Below are 21,163 nucleotides of genomic sequence, written 5' to 3'. Positions count from 1 at the left end.
CCACCCTTCGCTACGATGTGTGGCGGATCATATTCGATCCGGGTGTGTCGTCGGTCGTCTCGTGACCGAAAAAGTCTGGGAGGCAGGCGATGGTCGGAGGTCGTCATTCGAGTACGCGGGATGAGCGTGGTGGCCGTTCCCTCGGTTTCTACCTGATCTGTGCTGTCGTTGTGGTCGGTCTGGCGGCGTCCGTAGTCGTGATTGTGCAAGAGGTGCGGTCCTGGACCGGTGGCTGCGACCAGCTATCCGAATACACCCTTGCGGCAGATCCGAGTATCGCGCCGACGCTCAGTGACATCCTGGGCGAGGCGAAGGACACCGACACCGGTTGCGCCACCATCGCTGTCAGCGCCGCCACCTCGGGTGACATCGCCGGACGACTGGGTAAGGGCACCGACGCCCCCGACTTGTGGATTCCCGACACCGGAGCGTGGGTGGGGAAAGCGGCACTCACCGCCGCGGGTCCGGTGGAGGTGATGACCGGGTCGATCGCGTCGTCGCCGATCGTCCTGGTGTCCCGCGAGGGCGAGGCTCCGGCACCTCAGACCTGGCTCGCTGCGCTGCACCTCGAGAACATCCAGCTCGGTAACCCCCTCGTCACCGGCGTCGCGCAGGGGCCGATCACTGCTGCCCTCGCCGAAGGCGAGTCCGACCCGGTATCAACGGGCACGGTGCGAGCCGCCCTGGTGCCACTCGCGCAGGAGGAGAGTGCGCGCACCACCGACGAACCCATCGGTGTAGAGATGCTGCGAGGTGTGGCCGACAACGGCGGAGTCGCCGTCGCCACCGAACAGGCAGTGGTCGACTACACCGCGGACACCGGTCCGGGACTCGTTGCGACGGTGCCCCCGACGGGCAGCAACTTCATGAACTTCCCTCTGGTCGTCACGTCGCCGGCGCCGGACCGCCACTACAAGGCCACCCAGGTTGCGCGTGCCGTCGCCGAGGTTCTCGGTAGCGAGTCTTCCCGTACGGCTTTTGCGGACAGCGGTTTTCGCGGGCCGGACGGTAGCCCATTGCCGGGCGGGCGCGGTGTCGGTGAGGTTCCCGACCTGGGCCTGACGGAGGAGACGGTGTTGCAGGACGCACTCGGTGCGTGGGCGTTGATGGCGCTGCCCATTCGTACTCTCGTCGCGATCGATGTGTCGGGATCGATGGAGACGCCGGCGGGCAACCGGTCTCGGATGGACCTCACGGTGGACGCCGCGCTCGCCGGGAACGCCATGTTCCCGGACAGCGTGTCGGCGGGATTGTGGGCGTTCTCGCAGGGGCTCGGCGGGGGACCGCAGGACTATCGGGAGATGGTGCCGATCCGGCGCTACGACACGGTGGTCGACGGCCTCACACAACGCCAGGTCATGGCCCAGCAGGCGGAGAAGGTCGACGGTCTCGTCGGCGGCGCCACGGGTCTGTACGACACGGCGCTGGCCGCGTTCCGGACCGTGCAGGAAACGTACGATCCGCGCGCCGTCAACAGTGTGATCATCTTGACGGACGGGGCGAACGAGGATCCGGACTCCATCACCAAGGAGCAGCTGCTGAGCATCCTCGAGCGGGAAATGGATCCGGCGCGTCCCGTCATCATCGTCACGATCGGTATCACCGACGACGCCGACGCGGCCACCCTCGCGGAGATCTCGAGGGTGACCGGCGGGTCGAGTTACGTCGCGAAGGATCCGGCCGACATCTCCAATGTGTTCGTCAACGCGCTCGCTGCCCGGGGTCGGTAGCGGGAGCGGCCTTCCTGCGGAACCGCGCGTTCGCGAAGGCGAGCGCGGTGATTCCCAGGAACAGCACACACGTGGATAACAGCTGGGTGCGAGCGCTGGTGTCGAAGAGCATCAGCACGACGAACCCGCCGAGCAGGGCGAGGGTGGCGTAGCTCAGCCACGGGAACAGCCACATCCGGACGGTGAGCTTGCCCTCGCGTTCGAGCCGCGGACGCAGCCGCAGATGCGAGACGACGATGAAGATCCAGATGACCAGGAGCGCCGAGCCCACGGCATTCAAGAGCAACCCGAGCAGGTCGTCCGGCAGCCACCAGTTGAGAAGCACGCTGACGAAACCGAAGAACACGGACAGCAACACCGCGTTGAGCGGCACGCCCGAGTTGGAGATCCGGGCCATGAACGCCGGACCGTCTCCGCGGCGGGACAACGAATACGCCATCCGTGAGGTGCCGTAGATGTTGGCGTTGAACGCCGACAGCAACGCGATCACCACGACCAGTTCCATGAAGCCGGCCACGTAGGGAAGGTGCGCCTGATTCAACACGGCCACGAAGGGCCCGCTCTTCAGGTCGGAAGAATCCCAGGGGAGGACGAGGACCATGATCGAGATCGAGCCGATGTAGAAGACACTGATACGCCACACGACGCTGAGCACCGCGACGGCGATCGACCGTTCGGGGTTCTCGGACTCGGCCGCGGCAATGGTCACGATCTCGATACCGCCGAAAGCGAATGCCACCACCAGGAGTCCGGCGGCGACACCGGCAAACCCTTCGGGCATGAACCCGCCGTGCCCGAAGAGGTTGGTGGTACCCACCGGTTCGGTGTCGGGGAGCAGCCCGAACACGAGCAGCACTCCGATCGCCAGGAAGGCGATGATGACGGTGACTTTGATGGCGGCGAACCAGAATTCGAATTCACCGAAGTTGCTGACTTTGGCAAGGTTGACGGCCGCGAAGAAGATCACGAACACCAGGGCGACCACCCACTGTGGGACCCCGGGCAGCCAGCCGCTGACGATGCCCGACGCGCCGGTGATCTCGGCTCCGAGAACCATGATCAGCATGAACCATTTTGGTAGCCGTTGTACTTGGTGAAATAAAAGAAGACCCGCCGCGACTGGCATCGCAACGGGTCGGAGTCCGACTAAGAGGGAGTCGAACGTTGCTTCAGCATATCTCATACCCAGGTCAGACGCTATGAGCGTCCGCCGCGGCCCACGCAAGGCCGACCAGTTCACCATCCTCGACAACGCCGCGTTGTGTGACGATCGCCTGTCGTTCCGCGCCCGAGGAATCCTCGCCTACATCTTGTCGAAGCCAGCTGACTGGCGCACGTCGTCGGAGTCGCTCGCCCGGGCCGCGAAGGAAGGCCGCGACGCGATCCGCACTGCACTGCGCGAGCTGCGCGAGTTCGGCTACATGGTGACCGAGAAGATCCAGGACGGTCAGACCGGCCAGTGGTCGACGATCTCCACCGTCTACGAGCTTCCCGTCGACGCTGATCAGAGCCCTGTTCCGCCGAGGCCTGGAAAACAGGCGTCCGGTAAACCGGACCTCGGTAAGGCAGGCGCTACACAAAGGAATGCCTTACAAAGGACTGAGACAAACCACCACCAGACCTCCTCGCCGAAGCCCGCCCCGGCCGCGGTGAGGGAAGAGCCGGTGGTGGTGGTTCCAAGGTCTGACGAAGAACTGACCTCCCTCGCCCAGGCATGCCGGGACAAGGGGCTGCCTGCGTCGTGGGACACCCTGAGCCGCGAGAAGGCCCAGGCGATCACCGACCTGGTCGAGATCCACGGCGTCGACGCCCTTGCCGCTCACGCGCTCAAGATGCATACCCCCGGCAATCCGACGAAGCACGCGGGCGGCCTGCTCAACTTCTGGCGGTCGATGCCCATACCTCGGGCGGCCAGACCCGCAGCGAAGGATTGTGACCGCTGCGAGAACGGCTGGTACGGCGCCGACTACGACCAGCCGTGCCCGAGCTGCCGCCCGAACCTCGCCCGCGTGGCGGCGTGATGACGCATCTACAGAACGCCCTCGACTTCCGTAGCCAGCTCGACCCTGCATCGGCCGAGTACGCCGCAGTCGATGCTCTGATCACACAGCTGATCGAGTCCAACACCTTCACCTACGCCGACGCCTACGAGTACGAGCGCTACATCGCCGAGACCGATGCCGACCGAAGGAACCGCAAATGACTATCTGGCACACCACCACAGGATCGGTAAGCGGACCCGGCGCCGAGGAGATCCTCGCCCAGTTCGGCGACGACGCCTTCTACCGCCCCGACTCGAACCTGCGCCCCGACGCCCTCGGCCGAGTCCTCGTCAATGGCGGTGAGCGCACCGCAGCACTGCTGCTGACAGTCGGCAACGGTCCCGCCCCCGACGAGGACCAGGCTGCGCGAGCACTGCGTCGAGCGGGTCTCTCGACGGACGAGGAGGCGTGAGCATGCGACGTAACCTCGACGCCAACGTCGCCTACGCGATCGCGTTCCTCGCGTTCGCCCTGAGCTACTCGAAGCTGGTCGACCTCGCAGACCGTGCGGGCTACGGACTCATGGCGTACGTCTGGCCGCTCGTTGTCGACGGCCTCGCTGTGTTGGCGGCGCGGGGTGTGATGCGCCTTGCGACGTCACGGCGGTACGCCTGGTCGCTTCTCGTGGCCGGCACCGCCGTGTCGGTGTTCGCAGCGATCCTGAATGCGATGGTTCCTGCCGGACCACTGCCACCCTTCGCTGCCGCCCTCGTCGCAGTCGTACCGCCACTGTGCCTCCCGTTCGCGTCGCACCTCGCCCGCAAGATGCGAAACGACGAGGTCAGTGAGGAGTCGCAGCCGGACGTCACAGTCGAGGACGCCGCACCCAGCGACCCGCCGCCCGCGAGCGCGATGGAACCCGAGCCGCTGCACCTCGTCGCACCGACGCCCCGTCCGGGCAAGTACACGGAGGAGCAGAAGGCGCAGGCGCTCGCGCTCGTCGCAGCCGGAGTGTCGCAGCGTGAAGCCGGTCGGCGGATCGGCGGTGCACCAGGAAACACGGTTCGAAGGTGGATCGCACAAGCCCAAGCAGTCGCATGACACCGTCGTTGTAGATTCGCTCGCGCGGTCCGGTCAGGGAGGGAAGCCCAGGCCGGGCGTCGCTGGCGTACCGTCTGGTTTGATCAGCGAATGAAACGAATCCTGCTCGTCATCCCAGCCGCCCTCCTGCTCGCCGCGTGTGGCGACTCCAGCGAGCCCGTCGCAGTCGCGCCCGCGACCAGCGCACCCGTCGTAGCGACCACCACCGCTCAGGTACCGATCGCCCCAGTGCCCGCAGCCAACATCTACGAGGTCACCGAGGCAGGCCTGACGACCGCCGTCAACGTCCCCGTCACCAAGTCCGATGCCGAACTCGCCCAGGGATGCGCCGAAGCGAAGGCCGCGATGGGCGCGCTCGGCCTCACCACCGCCGAGCAACTGCTCGCGATCATGCAGGCAACCCAGGAGAACGTCAGCGCAGGCACTGTGACCGACGCTGGCGAAGACAGCTGGGCGAAGTCGACACCCGCCGAACAAGCCGCCCTCATCGAATCGATCCGCGCTGCTGCTGCCGACGAGTGCTGAACGCACAAAACGCCCCCACCCTCATTGCGAGGGTGGGGGCGAATCTGTCTGCGATCAGTGCGCGCCGATGTACGTCGAGACGACGTACGACGCATGCCGGTCGAGACTCTTCCGGGCATGGTCGTACTTCATCGTCATCCGCGGATCGCTGTGGCGCGCGGCGTCCTGGACGTCGCGCAGCGGTACGCCGGCGTCGAGTGCGCTCACGATCATGGTGTTCCGGAACGAGTGCGGCGACACCGTCTTCTTGATTCCCGCGACGTTTGCGAGGCGCTTCACGACGCGGTCTGCGGACCGCCTCGTCATCGCGGTGCCGTCGCGGCGCAACAGCAGTGGGCCGCTCGTCCGATCGCCGATCGCCGCGTCGACTGCCCGCATGACCGGCACGGGCATCGGCAACGTCGCAGGCTTGCCACCCTTCCCGACGAAGGTGATCACGCGGTGCCCGCCTTCGGCGCCCTGGCAGTTGGCGATGTCCAGCTCGCACACCTCGGAGACCCGCATGCCGAGGATGCCCATCAGCATCACCAACGCTTCGTCGGTCACCCGGTTGGTCGACTTCTGGGCTGCGGTATGGATGGCGGCGAACTCGGCGCGGGACATGCCCATCGTCCGTGTCTTGTCCTGGTGGACCTTCGGCAGCCGCACGTTCCGGGCGGGCGACTTGGCGATGTGCCCGTCCTCCTCGGCGAGCCAGTAGAACATCTTGATCGCGGCGATCCGCCGGTTCACGGTGGCGGGCCGGTTGTGGCGTTCGAGTTCGAGGTGGCGGGCGAACAGCTCGAGGTGCGGGCGCTCGACGTCGACGATGGGGTCGAGGCCGTGATGGCCGCACCAGTCGAACAGGATCTTCAGATCGGTGCGGTATCCCTCGAAGGTGTGCTCGTTGCCGTAGCGGGCAAGGAACCCGGCAACGATCATGTCGTTGCGTGTTCTCGGGATGGTGAGGGCAGTCGTCACTCGGGTAACGTCGAGCATCGGTCATCACTCCAGGCGTTTGGTGTGGTGGCAAGGCCCTCGCAGAGTGTTGGTAGCACTCGCGGGGGCCGTCCCCTTTCTGGGGTGCCACGACCTTAGACCGGAATCGCAAACGTGTAAATAATCCATGGAGCGTGTGGGTTTATGGGCGGGGGTAGCGGACCTACTTGAAGCCGGTCTGCTCAAGCGACTTGCGAAGCAATTCCCACGCCCCGTCGTCAGGGTTGTGGTCGACCATCGCTGTCGTTCCCTGGACCTCGCCGCTGTCCTTGATCCGGCGAAGGTCGACGCGGTAGCGCGCCTTGCCCTCAGTGCCGAGGAAGGGGATGTTCACGGCTTCGAACGTTCCGATGGTTTTCCCGTTGACTTTGAGGTCTAAGTGCAGCGCCACTGTCGTCAACTCTCCTGATGGTGGGTTTATGGGCGGTGTTTGTTTCAGCCTCGCAATTCGCACATCCTGTGATTTTTTGAGGCCGAAGTAAACATCAGGGTCAGGCGTAGGGGTGTTCGATCACCAGCGACCCATCAACGAGATCAACGTTGGGCGACTCGGCCTTGTCACTCCAGTCGCCGCGTTCGACGATGACGGGCAGTGAATCATCCAGGCCTTCTAGTGCGGCCCTGAGTTCTCCCACTGTTTTGCATTTCATCGCTACGATCTCCCTTCGCTGAGCAAGTCTAGGCGGGTCATTCGGGTGGCCGATCGGGTCGGCTTGGGTACGATCCCGAGGTGAATCAGAGCCAGGGAATCCGAGTGGCAATGCACGTCGCGCTCCCGTTCATTGCACTGCTCCTCGGCGTCTCCGCGTATGCGGGATTCCGTACACAGGAGATCCCAGAGCGCCCGCTCCCCGGCACGACCCAACCGCACGTCGTGACATGCGGCAGTTACCTGACTGGCGGAACCGTCTCCGAGGCGCAGGAGACAGCGACTGTCGCCGCCTGTGCCACCATCTCCGCGACTAGCGGCCTGCTCGTGTGGACGGCCTGGGGGCTGCTGATCGCCATCGCCGCACCGCTCCTGTTGTGGATCACCTTCGGTCGTCACGACGCGGAGCCCGAGACCCCGGCCCTGCCCGTACCGCCACAGCCACACCTGCTCGGGTACGACCACCCGCAACCGGGCGACCTCGGTTGGTACGAGCGGCCAGGCGGACCCTGACCTCTCATTCAGTTGGTCGAGTTGCGCAGACCGTCCGGTACGGGAGAATGCGCGACATGCCCCTGACGAACCGGAAGCCCACCCGAACGAAGCGCACGCCCAAGGCAATCGCCCTCTGGACCCTGATCGCAATCACCCCGGTCGCCGTCGCAGCCGGGTTCGCGTGGGATACCCAACGCGGGGCTGTATCCGCAGACAGGATCAGCGGGCCACCGCCCGTCGCAGACTTCACACCACCCCAGCCCGACCCGGCCGTGGTGACCCGCCCGGACGGTGGGCCGCTGAAGGTCCTGTTCCTCGGCGACTCCCTGACCTACGGGCTGTACGCCTCCAACGACGCGGCCGGGTACAGGCCGCAGTTGGTCGAAGCGATCCGAGAGGGCGGACCGGTCGAAGAGCGAACAGCCGAGCAGGTCGGCGGGAAGGTCGCTGACATCAAACCTCAGTCCTACCAATCGGGCGGCTACTCACTCGCCGTCGTGGAGCTGGGCACCAACGATGTCAACAGAACCGATCTCCCCACCTTCGAGACGAACTACCGGAACCTACTGACCTCGGTCCGTGCGTCGTCACCCGATGTGGAATTCCTATGCGCCGGCACCTGGCAGGATCCGAAACTCGGGGAACCCTACGACCTGGTGATCGAACGACTGTGCCTGGAAAACGGCGGCGCATACGTCGACCTGTCCTCACTGTTCCTCGGTGAGGGATACCGCGGACCGGCCGACCTGCCGAAGCATGGCGGCATCAGCGACAACTTCCACCCCAACGACTTCGGCTACACAGCGATCTCGGACGCTCTCTTGTACCGCCTCGAGATCGCCTAGAGCGCCATTCGTGCGATGAACTCCTGCATCGTCAACCCCAGATCGCACCCGGACGCCACCATTGCATCCAGTATTTGATTCAGCTTTGCCAGGTTGATCGTGTTGCCGTCGCCACCGGACTCCATAACCTGGTGACCCATCAAGATGATAAGGCCTTTGTCGGTGTGCGCCTTGTTCATCGCTGCCGACAGATTCGCAATCGACTGGTTCACGTTCAGTGCCTGCAAGGTAAAGAGTCGGGCCGGGGTGACGGTTTCGCACGTAATCAGCGGGTTGGTGGCGATCCGGGAGGTCTGCCAGTACCGGGAGATGATCCCCTCGACGCGAGCGTCATGGACTCCCAGCGGATACGAGTGCGAGGTGGAGTCGTATCCCCAGCCTGACTGCCACGCCTTGATCGCCTCGCACTCGTCGATCAGTTGCTGGTCAGTCAGGCCAGTGAGCCCCAGGCCGTGCGAGGACAGGGAATAGCAGTGCGCGCCAACCTCCCAACCGTGGGTGTCATGGAGTGTGGCTACCTGCGCGTTCGTCATGAACACACTCGCGTTCGTGCCGTGCGCCCCAGGGATGGGCATCAAGGTGGCTTTCAAGCCTCGAGCGGTGAGCGCGGGCTCTAGCACTGTGGCTTGTGAGACGTGCGAGTCGTCCCATGTGAGAACGATCGCTCCGTTCGCGTTGACCCCACGCGGGTCGCGGTGCACAAACTCAACACCATGGAAGCGGACCTCTGTCACGCTCGCCGCCGCGGTGGCAGTGACGATGATCGACTGAATCGCAGACCACGGCGCACCGGTGCCAATGGTGTACGTGAAGGCGGACTGCGGAATGTCGAGGATCACCCACCGGCCGACCTGGACGACGGTGCCCGTCTGCGCGGCGTCCTTCGAGATCGTCGCAACGGACGCGTTCGCGCCCGACGAGGTGCCGACGTTGACGAGGATCTGCGTCCAGTTGGTGTCGAGCACCTTCACGAACAACCGGACGTTGCACGAGGACGCATCGAACGGCGCACCGAGGACCTTCGTGACGTTCATGTTCCCAGCGGACGTGCCGTTGCTCTTGAGGCGTACACAGCGGTCGCCGAACATGGCGTCGGTCGTGTAGGCCGCCGTCGAGTCGGTGTAGTTGATCGCCGCCTGTGAGCCCGCGATCGCCCACCCGGACGAGGCCTCGTTCATCAGCAGAGACAGGAGCGGGCGGGCGGTTGCGCGGCCACGGCGGGCGGCGAACTTAGCGTCAGCGAAGCGGGGTGCCAGCCCAGGCGCGTCAAGTATTCCCATGTCAGCTCACCACAATCGCGGGTACGGCCGTCGCTGCGCCAGCGGCGTTGCGGGTTACGGCGGGTTGGGCATAGGTCTTCGTCACGGGCGAGCCGTACGTGATCGTGTAGGCATCCACCGCGCCAGGGAACGACGCGCTGAGCGTGGTCGCGGTGTACGTGCCTGGGGTGCCGTCCGGCCACACCACGGGCGCGCTGATCGCCGCCTCGTTCGAGTTCCGCGTGATGGTCCCAGCGATCAGCAGATCGGGGTTACGTGCGAGCTGGCTGAATTGGGCCGACGTGTCCGCCTTCCCGAGCGAAGTCTGCACAGTCGACGCGAGAGCGGTCTTTACGATGCCGGTGGCCGGGGCATAAATACTGTTAGCGGTCGTCCGAGTCTCCGAGTCCGGGTCCGCAAGTTTGGCCGCGATCGCCTCGTCCTGGGCGGCGGCCAGGCCCTGCGCCTGGGCGACGAGCTGCTGCACCTGACCGATCACCTGCGGTTCGTAGGTGACGAACTCCTCGATCAGGTCCATCAGATCGACGGGGCCGGTCGCGGGGACCACGATCTTGAAGGTGTCGAGATACCAGCCTGCCTCGACGCGCACCTCGTACGGGCCGGACTGGATATCGGGCGAGGCTCCGTCGCCGTCCACGATGTTCACGACAGTCTCGATCGGGGCTACGATCGCGCCGCCGGCGCCCGCGAGAAGATCGGTCCGCGTGTAAGTCAGAGTGCCGGTTTCGAGATCCTCACCCGTGGGCAAGATGAAGCTGGAATTGACAATGGTCATTCTGCTACCCCTTCCATGGGAAACGCCTCCGCGAGAAGCGGGTTCAGTTGTTCGTCACAAGCGCGCTGCAGGTCCCCGGCCCACTGATCCACCCACGCCGGGTCGGGGCCGGTCATCAGAAGCACCCACCCTTGGGGCACGTTCCCGTAGTCGCCGCGACGCTCTACCGTGGTCTCGCCCGTGAGGGTGTTCAGCAGCCATAGGTGGGGCGCCACTGGCTGGACTTCCGCCGGGCCGACGAACTCGGCCAACTCCTCCGCAGTGATCCGGAACGCTCCGTCTTGCATCATGTCGCCGACTCTCCTATCGCGCCCCACATGAGCTTCGTTTTGTCGTATGTGAGCGCTGACATAGCGATAGTGGCGGGCAGCACGCTCTGATCCCCGATGTAGGCGTGGCGGGCTTGAGGGACAGTCCCCGCTTGCTCTGCCACACCAGTTTGGAAAATGCAGCCGAGGCTCCGCGTTCCCTGAAGGAATCCCGGGGCGATCTGCAGCTGGGCGATCGCGAACAGTTGATCGTTCTGTGCTTCCTGAGTCATTCCCGTTGCGATGTGATACCGCTGCCGCTGGGACGTCAGGACGCTCTTGATATTTCCCGAGTTCCACAGCAGTTGCATGCGATCGTTCGGCTGGTCGTAAACGTAGACCCCGAGGTACCACGCATCGATGTCGACTAATCCTGCGTCGTCACCGGTAATTATTCGCACCGCTTCAACGGGGGTAGGCGTGTCACGACCACCACGGATAAAGGCAAATTCGACGAATCGCTTCCCCGGCTTGAAAGATGGGATTTCCGTCAGTGATTTGCTGGCGCCTTCGCCATCGTCATCCATGTAGTACAGGCGTTGCATCATTGTGTCAGGGAACGTCACAAGGTCCCGACCCCCAGTCGACGCCCAGATCGGTGTGGTGGTTCCGGTTCCGATGAAGCTTTCGAGGTCTGCGATCTGCTCCCCATGAACCTGGATCAGTTCGTTGTTTTCCTCCACCTGCCCGGTCAGTTCGCCCATGAATGTCGCCAGGCCGACAATGTCTGTGAACGCACCCTGAGTGATCGCCCCGACGAGGTTCGTGATTACCTGTCCGATGCTGGCATATCCACCTTTGAACAGCGACTGGGCGACCGAGAAGAGGCTGATGGGTTCGGTCTTCTCTGTGATCATGTTGACCCGCTCGGCCTCGTACTCGGCCTGTGTCTTCTGCCCCCAGGCCTCGATGCCACCGAGGCCGTCGAGCATTCCGTCCGGGGTCTGTTCGATCGGTGACGTCATCGCATACCACCGCCTTCCGTCACGTCGCTGTATCCCATTCGGGGACTGTGATGTTGTGCGTAATCAGCTCGTTCTCGAGCTGGCGGATACGCCGCCGGTTCTTCCGTTCGTTCTCCTCGGACCGGCGGACGACGGTATCGACCTTCCCCTCTAGTCGGGCGACGTCACTGTTCAATCCCTCGATCTGCTTCTGCCAATAGGCAGCCGCGGACTCGAATGCCTTCTGCTCCGCCTGCAACCGGATCGGATCCGCCGCTGCTTTCTGTGAGGACCGGCCGTTGATTTTCGCGACCAGGACCGTGCAGATCGCGGTGATGATCACCCCAGCGAGAGCCCACATCGGCCCGTTAGCTGTTCCCATCAGTCATCCTCCGGCTCAGTATGTTTCGGCAAGAGCCGGTCACCGCCCAATTGGATCGCGTTCGGCCACGACGATGCATGGGTGACGATCGCGGAGAAACCGAAATAGATGATTGCGCTGATCCACCCGGTCGTGGCGAACCCTGCCAGCCACGAGATCAGGTACATGAAACCCCAGACCATCGGCACCACAGCCAACGCCATGAACCCGTGCCGATCCGTCCGTGGGGGGTCATACAAGATTGCGCTCACAACGGCGACACCCGCGGCAATGAACCATGGCCACGCCAACACAGTGAAGCTGAACCAGTCGGGGAGCCACCCGAATGTGGCGCGCCGGGTTGCGGTGATCCCGGCCATCACGTACGAGTATCCGAAGAGCGCGTAGATCATCGCGAACAGCAACAGGAACTTTCCGCGATGGCCGTTGATGCGCCGGGTCAGCGGGCGGGTGAACCGGTCGCCGTGCAACCGGGACCACACCGCCCGCATCACCCGATCAGGCATCAGCTTCGTGATCGCCGATGTCGCCGTTCTCCCACCGCTCGAGTACGGGGGTTGCGCCCTTGAGGAACACGGCGATCGGGGTCAGTGCCGCTGCGCCCGCCGCTGCCCACAGTCCGACAGCGGCGAGGGGGCCGTCGACGAATGCGCCGGCGGCGAGACCGCACAGGATGATCGCGGTGGTGACCAGCGAGACGAGCGCTTTCGCGATCTGCGAAGCGGAGTAGTTCAGTGGGTTGTACTTGCTGTCAGCGAAACTCATGTCACTTCTCCAGCTTTTCGAGGAGGGCGTCGAGCTTGCGCTCGATGCGGGACTGGCGGGCGCCGATGGTGCGGACCAGGCCGACGAGTGAGCGCTTCGCGTCGTCCGGGACATCGGCCATCGCGGCGTCGAAGTCGTACTGGTCCCAGACGGCCTCGTTCCAGATGTCGGCCCAGATGTCGTAGGGCCATGGCTCCTGAGTGGACCGTGTCGATTCGTTGACGTTGGCGGGTGTGCCGATCTGCCGTAGCTTCCCGGCGAACGGGTGCAGTTGGGCGGCACCTTTACGGACTACGTCGGTCATGGTTTCTCCTTCGGTGATGCCGAACAGGGTCAGCAGTTCGGGGATCTCGAGGTGGGTGTAGTTCGCGTCGCACGGGCCGAACGGGGCGCACAGCACCCGGTCGGAGTACTGGTGCGCGAAGCGGTTCAAATAGTCGTAGGACTGCCCGGGTGTGCCGTTGTAGTGCGGTACGACCAGCGGGATGTCGGGTCGGGTGGGCCACAACCGGGGATCGGCCATCGGATTGAGGTAGCCGATCACCCGCCGGCCACCGAGCCAGGCCTGCACCCGGCTGATTTCAGCGTTGATCTCAGCCGAGTGGTTCCCGTGCACCGTGCCTCGATCGCCTTCGACGTCGACCATGCAGACGATGCGCGGGTCGATCTTGTCGTCGATGGTGACGACCTGCCGCCAGAGGTCGCAGTTCGCCTGCCCCGGGCGGAAGAAGTAGTACGGGATCAGGATGTCGATGCGCCCCGCCTGCAGTGCGGTGAGCCCCCATGCGAGGTTCGCCGCCGCATTCGTGTCGAGCTTGTCGCCCGAGTTCGTGCGGAACGAGAACACCCGGTGCGGGTAGGTGTCGTCGACAACGCGCTGGTATTGGCTGACGTCCGCCCAGTAGGTGCCCATCAGGACCTCCTCGGAACGAGTTGGCCGAAGCCAGCCCGCACGTAGTCGTCGTACTCAGGAGCGGCCGGCGCCGCGGGGGCGAGGATGCCATGCAGTCCGTTCACGAGTTCGGCGGCGAATGCGGCAAGAGCTCGGTTCGGCTGGCCGTCCGCATCGAACTCGCGCACACCGATCTGGTAGTGCATCTCATCGGCGCGCGCCCAGTCAGCGCCCCAGAAGACGAATCCCCGGAACAGCTTCTGGCCCTCGCGCACCTTCGCGATGCGATCTCTCGGCATGACGCGTGCGCCCCATGGGTACTGGACGGCGTTGAAGTCCAACGCCGTGCCCGACAGATGGTTGCTGTTGGCGACGTCGTTCGTCGCTGACCAACCCCAGTCGTCACCGACACCGGACTGGTATCGGTCGAGCGGTTCGACGTTGCGGTGGTACCAGGTCGCCCACGCCCGCAGCACCACCTCGGCGGGACCCGAGCGGACGATCATCGCCGCAAGGTAGTCGTTGTTCGCACCATCGATGTAGATGCGCTCGCACTCGTTGCGGTCGCACATCCGCCACCCGTTCTCGGACCAGGCGTTGCCGTACGCGGTTCGGAAACTCATCGGCCCGTCCCCCTCTGCATCGCCTCTTCCGCCTTGATCGCGTCGAGGGCCGAGTTCAGTTTTGCGCGGGCTGCCGGCGGTAGCTTCCGCACGATCTCCTCGGCCTCGTCGCGCGGTGCGTCGGGCTCTGTGATCGGAACCCATTTGCCTTCGCCAGCGAGCCAGTGCGCCTCGGTCGGGGGCAGCCGCAGCTTGAGCTTCGGCTCGGCCATGTGCCCGCACGCGTCGCACTTGAGTCGGGCGCCGAGGTCGTGCAGGCGCTTGGACATCAGGCGGTAGTACGCCCACACCATCAGCGCCAGGCCGCCCTTGAGTTCGGGCTGCGCGACGAACATCCACCAGAACATTTCCTCGGGATCGTCGAGGTCGCAGTTCTCGCGGGTCGGCATGTCATTTTCGCTGAGCACTAGAACACTCCCGCTTCCTTGAGTTCGGATCTGAATTCGGCCGCGTCGCCCATCAGGCGCACGAGCGGATCTTCCTGTGGCTTGTTCTCGCCGACGACCAGCTCCCAGCCCGCGGACCGATCGACGCCCCAACCGAGCACGGTCTTCGCGACCCGTTGCACGTGGATGCGGCGAGTGAGGTCGCCGGGAATCCGGCCCGCGATTCTGTGGCCCTTCGAGAAATGGCCGAGGCCGTTCTCTCCCAACATGTACGGCGTCGCGTCAGCGATCGACATCGACCAGGAGAAAATGGTGCGCGTGTCGTGGGCGCCCTTGCGGAGAACCATGAGCGTATCGAGTGTGTACGCCTTCCCTGCCGAGGCAATGAAGAACTCGAACAGGCGGAAATCCCCAGAGGCTTGGGCTCTTTCGAACAGCTTCACCGCGACCCAGGCGAGGACGGTGTCCTCGTAGAACGGCTTCAAGATCGCGTCGACCGATCCGCCGATCGACCCGACCTGCAACGCATTTCCGATGACGTCGAAGATGCCTTGCGTCAGGGCGCTCATAGTCTCGTTGACACCGGGCATCGAGTGACCACCCGTGACGAGCTGGACATACTTCGCGCCCTTGGACTTGAAACTCGACTGAGTCACGCCCGGTGAGTCCGGTGGGTAGTAGACGTACGGCACCCGTGGGTCGTACGAGAACGGCTTGTTCGGATCCCGGTAGTCGTCGATCACCGGCATATCGGTGATGGTCTCTTCGATGTTCTCGACGAAGTCCTCGGTGTACGAACGGATCGTGCGAGCCAGGCCGTCCGCCAGCGTGCCTCCGTTCGAGGTGCCCGCGAGCACGCCCGACATATCTTCGATCCACACGACCAGCGCACCGTGGCGGACCTGCGCTCCTGGCCAGGGTTCGGGGTCGCCCTCGAACCACCGTCGCCACCGCAGCGAAAGCTCGGCGTCGGCGAGAATGTCCTGCGCCGCTTCGTGCCAGTACTTGAACCGCGAGGTGAGGATCGCCCAGGGCACACCCTGACCCATCCAATACATGAAGCTCGACGGCTTCACGACCACGGTCCAGTTCGCCATATCCAGACCGGTGAACCAGGCGGACGGTGCGAGAGGGTCGTCGGGAAGTGTGAGGAGACTGAAGTTTTCGCGCCACAGATTTATCTGCAGCGCCGTCAGGCAGACCCACGGGGCGGGCCCGGCTAGGCCGAACACCTTGATCGGCTGGAACGCCGCCGGCATCACCGGCGTCGACCACAGCAACTTCGACTTGAGCTGCTCGAAGTCCGACAGGAACGTCGCGACGAGCCTGGTGTAGCCCGTCTCGTCGGTCTGCACATCACACTCTTCGAGCAAGCCCGACCACCGAATGCCGCAATAGTCGACCGAGACGATCACATTGCGCTTCTCGCCGCGCTGGATCCGCCCGTACATGTCGTTGAGCCACTGCGCCTGCGGCGTTGCGAAGTCGAGAATGAGCGTCCCCGGGCCGGTGTCGTTGTCCGGGTCTTCCCAGGTCGCCTCGTCCTCGCACTCGACGACGTGTACGAGATCACAGTTCGCCCCCGTGTGGAGACGCACCAGCGGGGGTTTGCGCCGCTGCGCCTGCATCCACCGGTCACGCGCCTCGGTCTCGTCCCAGATCGCCTGGCACTGCTCCTCGAGACTCAGACTCAGATCCACACTCATCGCCATTCACCTCCCCAGGGCTTCAGCCATAGACGCGGCTGGTGCAGTTCAGCGCGGGCACCGACGCCCGCCGGCGCACCCGTCACCGAGATCGGCAACATCGTCGGCGGGGTGAACGGCGGGATCTTGTGCATGAAGAAATCACGCCCGCCGTTCTCGCCGAGCAGGTTGGTGCCCGACCAGGATTCGAGCATCAGACGCATCGGGTCGTAGTTGATCCGTGCACCGCCGTGCACCGGTTCGATCGGCAGCAGAGGCACAGTGCGATCGCCGTACTCGCCACCCGGAACACGCTTCCCCTTGCGACCCACCCATGACGGATCGGGGATCGACCACGTCCCGAGGGTGAGCCGCCACGACTGGAACATCAGGACCGGTGTCGGATTCGACACCTCGATGAAGCCCGAACCCGACGTGCCGTCTGTCTCCCACGCGGTGACTACTGGCCTTGCCTCCCAGAAGGGTTGACCAGAGCGGAGCTTCAGGATCGGGTTCTCGTAGTCGTCGACGTGCGGGTCGAAATCGGGTTCGAAGTCGTCGCCGTCGTACCGCATCGCGAAGAGTCTGCGGACCGCGTTCTTCGACTTGATCACGATTCGGCCCGGTTCCCAGTCTTGATCCCACTCGTCCGGCTCGGACGGGAAGCAGTGATCCATCATCGACTCGAGGTACTCGATACCCTCGGGATGTTCGTCGCCGAACAGGTGCACACCGATGGCCATGTCCCGCATCGGGAACGACTGCGACTTGAACCGACCGCCCCGCTCGCGAGCAGCGCGCTTCCACTCCTGCGAGATCGGCGCACCGTAGATGTTCTGCACCTGACCGGCCGCCAGGACGATTCCCTGACGGCCGGCCAAACGCCCACTCACGTCGATGCGGGTGCCCTCCGGACTGATGAAGGCAATATCGACAGCCACTAGTTGCCTCCTCCGTACCGCATCATCGCGATCCGCGTACGGTTCGCCTGATCGCGCTGCCAGGACGCCTGGTCGGCGATCGTCTGGTTGTTGTTGTTGATGATCTGCACGCGCGGACCACCGCCCACACCAGCGCCGACGAGCTCGTCGAGCTTGGTCATGTTCCCTTCGGCGACCTTCCAGTGCGCGTCCTTGAGGACGTGCTCGGGTTCGTGTAGCCCGTTGAACCCGAAAGTGCCTGGCTCCCATACGCCGCCGGTATCGAACAGGCCGACACCCTTGAGGAATGACTTCGCCTGCTCGATCATCGGGATGATGTTCGGATCGCCGCCCCCGGTGTCACCACCGACCGCTGGTGCGCCAGGCGCTCCCGCAGTTCCGGAGCTGTCCTTGATCGTGTAGCGGTCGGCCAGGTCCAGCCAGTCACCCATCCCGAACATCTCGATCGACGCATCAGCCCAGATCCCGCCGATGTCGGTGAACATCGACTTGTACCGATCTCGGGCCGAGAAGGCCTTCGCCGGTTCCGTGCTCGATGCACCCGGCGTAGTCGACGGTGAGGACGGTGAAGACGGAACCGTTGACCCGGCCGGTGGGGTTGTCCCCGACCAGTCGCCCGCGGGCCCCGCGTCGGACCGGACGTCGCCCTCGCGGACGTCGTTCGGCGAGCCGAGGTCCTTCTTGAAGAAGCTCGGCGGGATGAACGCGTGGTCTGTGAACATCGGGTCGTTCGCGCCCGCGGCCTGGCCGCCGAACTGGCCATTGCCGCGGCTGCCGCCCATTTCCACGTTGACCCCAGAAGGCAGCGTGAGGCCCGTGTGCCCGCCATAGGGGCCGCCGTTGTACCAGCCCCAGGACAGTGACCCGGGAGGGCCGAGTCCCGTCTGTGCGCCGAGCGCAGCGAGCGCGTCGCCTTGGGTGCCAGTGGCGAACCGCTGACCCTCACCGGCAGGCAGACCCTTGACCGCGTAGTTTGCGACCGCAGCAGCGGCGCCCGAGCAGTCAGTGAGCCAGCCGTTACCCCAGCCGCCCCATGCGTATTTGACTCCTTCGATCGGTCGGGCGAACGAATCCATGTCCTGGACCGACACGGTGCCGTTGGCGTATCGAGGGAGTCCCGGGAACATGCCGTGCAGATCGTCCGCTGTAGGTGTCCATCCGGCGTTGAGAGCGGCAACGAGTTCAGCGCCCCCGTTGTCCATCGCCGTCTTCTTGACGACTCCCTCTTCGTCGGACACCAGGGCGGTCGGGATGCCCAGCTCGTTGATTCCGAGGATCGAGTCCGAGGTGCCCGTGCCGGGACCGAACAGCTGACCGTTCTTACGGCGACCAGCCACACCACCACCGGAGAGCAGCGGGATATCCGGCACACCGAGCGTGAATCCACCGAACTTCACGCCCGCGATCTCGACCGAGGGAATGCTGAAGTCGAGCGAATTCCACCGTTCGAGGATCCAGTTGATCGCGGACTTGAACGCGTTCTTGATGCCGTCCCACATACCTGACGCGGCGGACGAGATCCGCTCCGGCATGCTGGTGACGAATCCGACGATGTCGTTGAACCGGTCACCGACCCAGGTAGCGACGCCGCCGATCACGTCGCGGACGCCGTTGAAGGCGGGCACGATGGCTGAATTCCACAGCCAGAGTGCGACGTCTCCAATTTCCTGCATGCCTGCCCACCACAAATCGAAGATCGGTTTGATCACCGATTCCCAGGCGAACGAGATCGCAGCCTGTATGCCGGACCAAGCGGCAGATATGATCTGCCGCCCGATCTCGGTTTGGGTGAAGAAGTAGATCAGGCCAGCCGCCAGGGCGGCCACCGCGACGATGATGATGCCAATTGGGTTGGCGCTCAACGCCGCATTGAGGAGCCACTGCGCCGCCGTCATCGCACCGGTCGCGATCGTCGTTGCGACCATCGCGCCCCTGCTGATGACGAACGATGCAGCGGTTCGGGTGTTGGACGCCACCCACGCGGCCGAGGTCTTGGCCGCCTCGACGGTCGCCGAGACGGACATCGCGATAAACGTTCCGACCGCGGACAGCTTCGCAGCTGCCCACCCGGCACCGGCCTTCGCCTGCGCACCGGTCCACGCCGCACCGGTCTTGACCGCCTCGACGGTCGCCGAGGCGGACGTGTGGACGAACGACGCCACAGCCGAAGCCTTCGACTTCGCCCACCCGGCACCGGCCTGCACACTCGACCACGCCTGCTGCGCGGTGTCCTTCGCCTGTAGGAAACCGTCCTTGAGTCCGAGCACACCCTCTTTCGCGGAGTCGAACACGCCCTTCGCCTGCTCGAATCCCGCGAGCGCACCACCCATGCCGGTCATCCCGGCGATGGTGGCGAGCATCGACCCTTCGTTCTCCTCGAGCGACCCGGTGAACTCGCTCATCATCGGTAGCGCCTGGTCGCCCAGGACCCCGACGATCGAGGACTCGATCCCACGCTTGAAGGTCTCGAGCTTCGAGGCCGCGTTGTCGTTGAGGGTGTCGCCCATGGCATCCGTTGCGCCGGCGAAGTTCGCCATGGCATCCGGTGCGCCAGCCAGCCCCTGCAGGAATGCAGGGATCTGGTCGACGCTCAGATCCTCGAGCGGGGTACCGAACAGTGCGATCGCCGCGTTGGCGCGCTCCGCTGGGTCGGTGATGGTCAGCAGTCCAGAAGCCGTCCGCTGAAGGGCCTCCTGGGCACCGTCACCGCCAGCTGCGATCTTGTTGGCCATCTCCTCTGCGTTGAGGCCGATCGCCTCGTACGCACCCACTGAGGACTTCGACATGTCCGATCCGCGGATGGTGAATTCCTTCAGGGCATCACCGGTCTTGTCGAGCGCGAACTTGCCCTGACCCGCCGCGGCGACGAGCAGGTTGAACGACTCCTGACCATCGAACCCGAGAGCACGGAAGTTGGTCCCGTACTCCTGGATGATCTCGGGCAGCTCGTCGCGCATGGCGGCCGGGACAGTCTGGAAGCTCTTCGTCAGAAGGTCGAAGGCCTCGGTCGAGTCCTTCGCCAGACCTTGGGTGACGAGCGTCGACGCCGCCTGCACCGACGACGCGATGTCGGTGTCGAAGACGTTCGCGAAGTTGACCGCCCGCGTCGTCGCCTGCTCGAGCGTGGCGTCGCCCTCGAACCCGAGGGTCGCGAACGACGACTGCACGAGGCCGACTGCACTGGAGATCTCACCGATCGACTCGCCGACGCCCGAGGAGAACACCGACTTCGCTGCGGCACCGAAATCCGCGGCCATCTGGCCACTCGCGCCGAGGGAAGCGTTGAGCTTGGAGACGGACTTCTCCTGGTCCATCGCCTTGCCCATGAGATCCGCGGCCCCGGCAACGCCAGCCATGCCGGTGCCGAACGCGAGGAGCTGCTTCGTTCCACCACCGAGACCGGAGAACATCGACCGGAATCCGCCGGAAACGCGCTCGGCGGAACCCGCGACCTCGTCGGTTGCTGTGGCTGCCCGCTCTTCAGCGGCGGCGAGATCCCGGGTGGCCTTCTCTGCCTCGCGGGCGGCGGCTGTTTCCCGCCGGCGCGCGGCTTCAATCTTCTCCGTCGCTGCGGCGAGCCGACCTGCATCGGTGACACCCTTGTCGACCAGCGCTTGCAGCTGCTTCTCTGCGACCGCACGCTTACCGGTCGCGTCGGCGATCTTGTCCTGCGACTTCGCCAGGACTGACGTGGCCTTGTCGACGGCGGCCCGGGCGGCCTCGATTCCGGAGGCGACGCCTTGGCCCGCGGCCCGACCGGCTGCCTGACCGGCCGTCCGCATCGGGGCGACGAGCTGGCTGTCCATCCGGCCGGCAACGCCATCCATGGAAGGAATGACCTGCAGGGTTGCCCAACCGATCGATTCAGCCACATCGC

Annotated in this window: 23 protein-coding genes and 1 pseudogene; 8 read left to right on the top strand and 16 right to left on the bottom strand. The window is 64.7% G+C overall.

Annotated features, from left to right (window positions below; all coding sequences use genetic code 11):
- The first annotated feature begins 89 nt into the window (after window positions 1-89).
- A complete protein-coding gene (locus NOF53_RS12140; protein ID WP_255968501.1) occupies window positions 90-1,730 on the top strand; it encodes a substrate-binding and VWA domain-containing protein in 1,641 nt (546 codons plus the stop codon).
- On the opposite strand, the pseudogene NOF53_RS12135 reads toward NOF53_RS12140, so the two are convergent.
- Window positions 1,702-2,802, bottom strand: a pseudogene (locus NOF53_RS12135) (amino acid permease); the annotation flags it as partial. The gene NOF53_RS12140 and the pseudogene NOF53_RS12135 overlap by 29 nt on opposite strands.
- Window positions 2,803-2,929: 127 nt before the next feature.
- Here NOF53_RS12135 and NOF53_RS12130 point away from each other — a divergent pair.
- The 5 genes from NOF53_RS12130 (at window position 2,930) to lpqV (ending at window position 5,338) form a co-directional block, all read left to right on the top strand.
- The gene (locus NOF53_RS12130) at window positions 2,930-3,751 is read left to right on the top strand and encodes a helix-turn-helix domain-containing protein (protein ID WP_255968499.1); all 822 of its coding nucleotides are present in this window, start codon (window positions 2,930-2,932) and stop codon (window positions 3,749-3,751) included.
- Entirely contained in the window at window positions 3,751-3,933 is a 183-nt protein-coding gene (locus NOF53_RS12125) for a hypothetical protein (RefSeq protein WP_255968497.1), read from the top strand. The genes NOF53_RS12130 and NOF53_RS12125 overlap by 1 nt, the downstream gene beginning before the upstream one ends.
- On the top strand, window positions 3,930-4,184 hold the full coding sequence (locus tag NOF53_RS12120; protein WP_255968495.1) for a hypothetical protein: 255 nt from the start codon (window positions 3,930-3,932) through the stop codon (window positions 4,182-4,184). Before NOF53_RS12125 ends, NOF53_RS12120 begins: the two co-directional genes overlap by 4 nt.
- Before the next feature lie 2 nt (window positions 4,185-4,186).
- Window positions 4,187-4,813 (top strand): DUF2637 domain-containing protein, encoded by a 627-nt coding sequence (locus tag NOF53_RS12115; protein WP_255968629.1) that lies wholly within the window; start codon window positions 4,187-4,189, stop codon window positions 4,811-4,813.
- Window positions 4,814-4,903: 90 nt separating this feature from the next.
- Window positions 4,904-5,338: a lipoprotein LpqV gene (lpqV, locus tag NOF53_RS12110; RefSeq protein ID WP_255968493.1), complete on the top strand. Its 435-nt coding sequence runs from the start codon at window positions 4,904-4,906 to the stop codon at window positions 5,336-5,338.
- A 54-nt stretch (window positions 5,339-5,392) separates the two neighbouring features.
- On the opposite strand, the gene NOF53_RS12105 is transcribed toward lpqV, so the two are convergent.
- Together NOF53_RS12105 and NOF53_RS12100 are read right to left on the bottom strand one after the other, a co-directional pair.
- Window positions 5,393-6,316 carry a tyrosine-type recombinase/integrase gene (locus NOF53_RS12105; RefSeq protein ID WP_255968491.1) on the bottom strand — a complete coding sequence of 308 codons (924 nt, stop codon included), beginning with the start codon at window positions 6,314-6,316 and terminating at the stop codon, window positions 5,393-5,395.
- A 163-nt stretch (window positions 6,317-6,479) separates the two neighbouring features.
- A complete protein-coding gene (locus tag NOF53_RS12100) occupies window positions 6,480-6,716 on the bottom strand; it encodes a hypothetical protein (RefSeq protein ID WP_255968489.1) in 237 nt (78 codons plus the stop codon).
- A gap of 330 nt (window positions 6,717-7,046) precedes the next feature.
- On the opposite strand from NOF53_RS12100, the gene NOF53_RS12095 reads away from it, so the two are divergent.
- A complete protein-coding gene (locus tag NOF53_RS12095) occupies window positions 7,047-7,478 on the top strand; it encodes a hypothetical protein (protein WP_255968487.1) in 432 nt (143 codons plus the stop codon).
- Window positions 7,479-7,534: 56 nt separating this feature from the next.
- Window positions 7,535-8,305 (top strand): SGNH/GDSL hydrolase family protein, encoded by a 771-nt coding sequence (locus tag NOF53_RS12090; RefSeq protein WP_255968485.1) that lies wholly within the window; start codon window positions 7,535-7,537, stop codon window positions 8,303-8,305.
- Here the strand turns inward: NOF53_RS12090 and NOF53_RS12085 are convergent.
- The 13 genes from NOF53_RS12085 to NOF53_RS12025 are packed head-to-tail and all read right to left on the bottom strand — an operon-like array spanning window position 8,302 to window position 21,158.
- Complete coding sequence (locus NOF53_RS12085) at window positions 8,302-9,585, bottom strand: polysaccharide deacetylase family protein (protein WP_255968483.1); 1,284 nt, start codon at window positions 9,583-9,585, stop codon at window positions 8,302-8,304. The two genes, NOF53_RS12090 and NOF53_RS12085, sit on opposite strands and share 4 nt — an antisense overlap.
- A gap of 1 nt (window position 9,586) precedes the next feature.
- Window positions 9,587-10,360, bottom strand: a complete 774-nt coding sequence (locus NOF53_RS12080; RefSeq protein WP_255968481.1) for a hypothetical protein — start codon at window positions 10,358-10,360, stop codon at window positions 9,587-9,589.
- The gene (locus tag NOF53_RS12075; protein ID WP_255968479.1) at window positions 10,357-10,650 is read right to left on the bottom strand and encodes a hypothetical protein; all 294 of its coding nucleotides are present in this window, start codon (window positions 10,648-10,650) and stop codon (window positions 10,357-10,359) included. Before NOF53_RS12075 ends, NOF53_RS12080 begins: the two co-directional genes overlap by 4 nt.
- Entirely contained in the window at window positions 10,647-11,633 is a 987-nt protein-coding gene (locus NOF53_RS12070; protein ID WP_255968477.1) for a hypothetical protein, read from the bottom strand. Before NOF53_RS12070 ends, NOF53_RS12075 begins: the two co-directional genes overlap by 4 nt.
- Before the next feature lie 19 nt (window positions 11,634-11,652).
- Window positions 11,653-11,994, bottom strand: a complete 342-nt coding sequence (locus NOF53_RS12065) for a hypothetical protein (protein ID WP_255968475.1) — start codon at window positions 11,992-11,994, stop codon at window positions 11,653-11,655.
- Complete coding sequence (locus tag NOF53_RS12060) at window positions 11,994-12,500, bottom strand: hypothetical protein (RefSeq protein WP_255968473.1); 507 nt, start codon at window positions 12,498-12,500, stop codon at window positions 11,994-11,996. The genes NOF53_RS12065 and NOF53_RS12060 overlap by 1 nt, the downstream gene beginning before the upstream one ends.
- A complete protein-coding gene (locus NOF53_RS12055; RefSeq protein ID WP_255968471.1) occupies window positions 12,493-12,759 on the bottom strand; it encodes a hypothetical protein in 267 nt (88 codons plus the stop codon). The genes NOF53_RS12060 and NOF53_RS12055 overlap by 8 nt, the downstream gene beginning before the upstream one ends.
- Window position 12,760: 1 nt before the next feature.
- Window positions 12,761-13,672 (bottom strand): hypothetical protein, encoded by a 912-nt coding sequence (locus NOF53_RS12050; RefSeq protein ID WP_255968469.1) that lies wholly within the window; start codon window positions 13,670-13,672, stop codon window positions 12,761-12,763.
- A complete protein-coding gene (locus NOF53_RS12045) occupies window positions 13,672-14,274 on the bottom strand; it encodes a M15 family metallopeptidase (protein WP_255968468.1) in 603 nt (200 codons plus the stop codon). Before NOF53_RS12045 ends, NOF53_RS12050 begins: the two co-directional genes overlap by 1 nt.
- A complete protein-coding gene (locus NOF53_RS12040) occupies window positions 14,271-14,663 on the bottom strand; it encodes a phage gene 29 protein family protein (protein ID WP_255968466.1) in 393 nt (130 codons plus the stop codon). The genes NOF53_RS12045 and NOF53_RS12040 overlap by 4 nt, the downstream gene beginning before the upstream one ends.
- Before the next feature lie 17 nt (window positions 14,664-14,680).
- Window positions 14,681-16,366 (bottom strand): Gp37-like protein, encoded by a 1,686-nt coding sequence (locus NOF53_RS12035; protein WP_255968464.1) that lies wholly within the window; start codon window positions 16,364-16,366, stop codon window positions 14,681-14,683.
- On the bottom strand, window positions 16,363-17,286 hold the full coding sequence (locus tag NOF53_RS12030) for a hypothetical protein (RefSeq protein WP_255968462.1): 924 nt from the start codon (window positions 17,284-17,286) through the stop codon (window positions 16,363-16,365). The genes NOF53_RS12035 and NOF53_RS12030 overlap by 4 nt, the downstream gene beginning before the upstream one ends.
- The gene (locus NOF53_RS12025; protein WP_255968460.1) at window positions 17,286-21,158 is read right to left on the bottom strand and encodes a phage tail tape measure protein; all 3,873 of its coding nucleotides are present in this window, start codon (window positions 21,156-21,158) and stop codon (window positions 17,286-17,288) included. Before NOF53_RS12025 ends, NOF53_RS12030 begins: the two co-directional genes overlap by 1 nt.
- Between the last annotated feature and the right edge of the window lie 5 nt (window positions 21,159-21,163).

Origin of the sequence: Rhodococcus tibetensis (assembly GCF_024438035.1) — a bacterium.
Classification (GTDB): Bacteria; Actinomycetota; Actinomycetes; order Mycobacteriales; family Mycobacteriaceae; genus Rhodococcus_F; species Rhodococcus_F tibetensis.
This window is presented reverse-complemented; position numbering and strand designations above follow the sequence as displayed.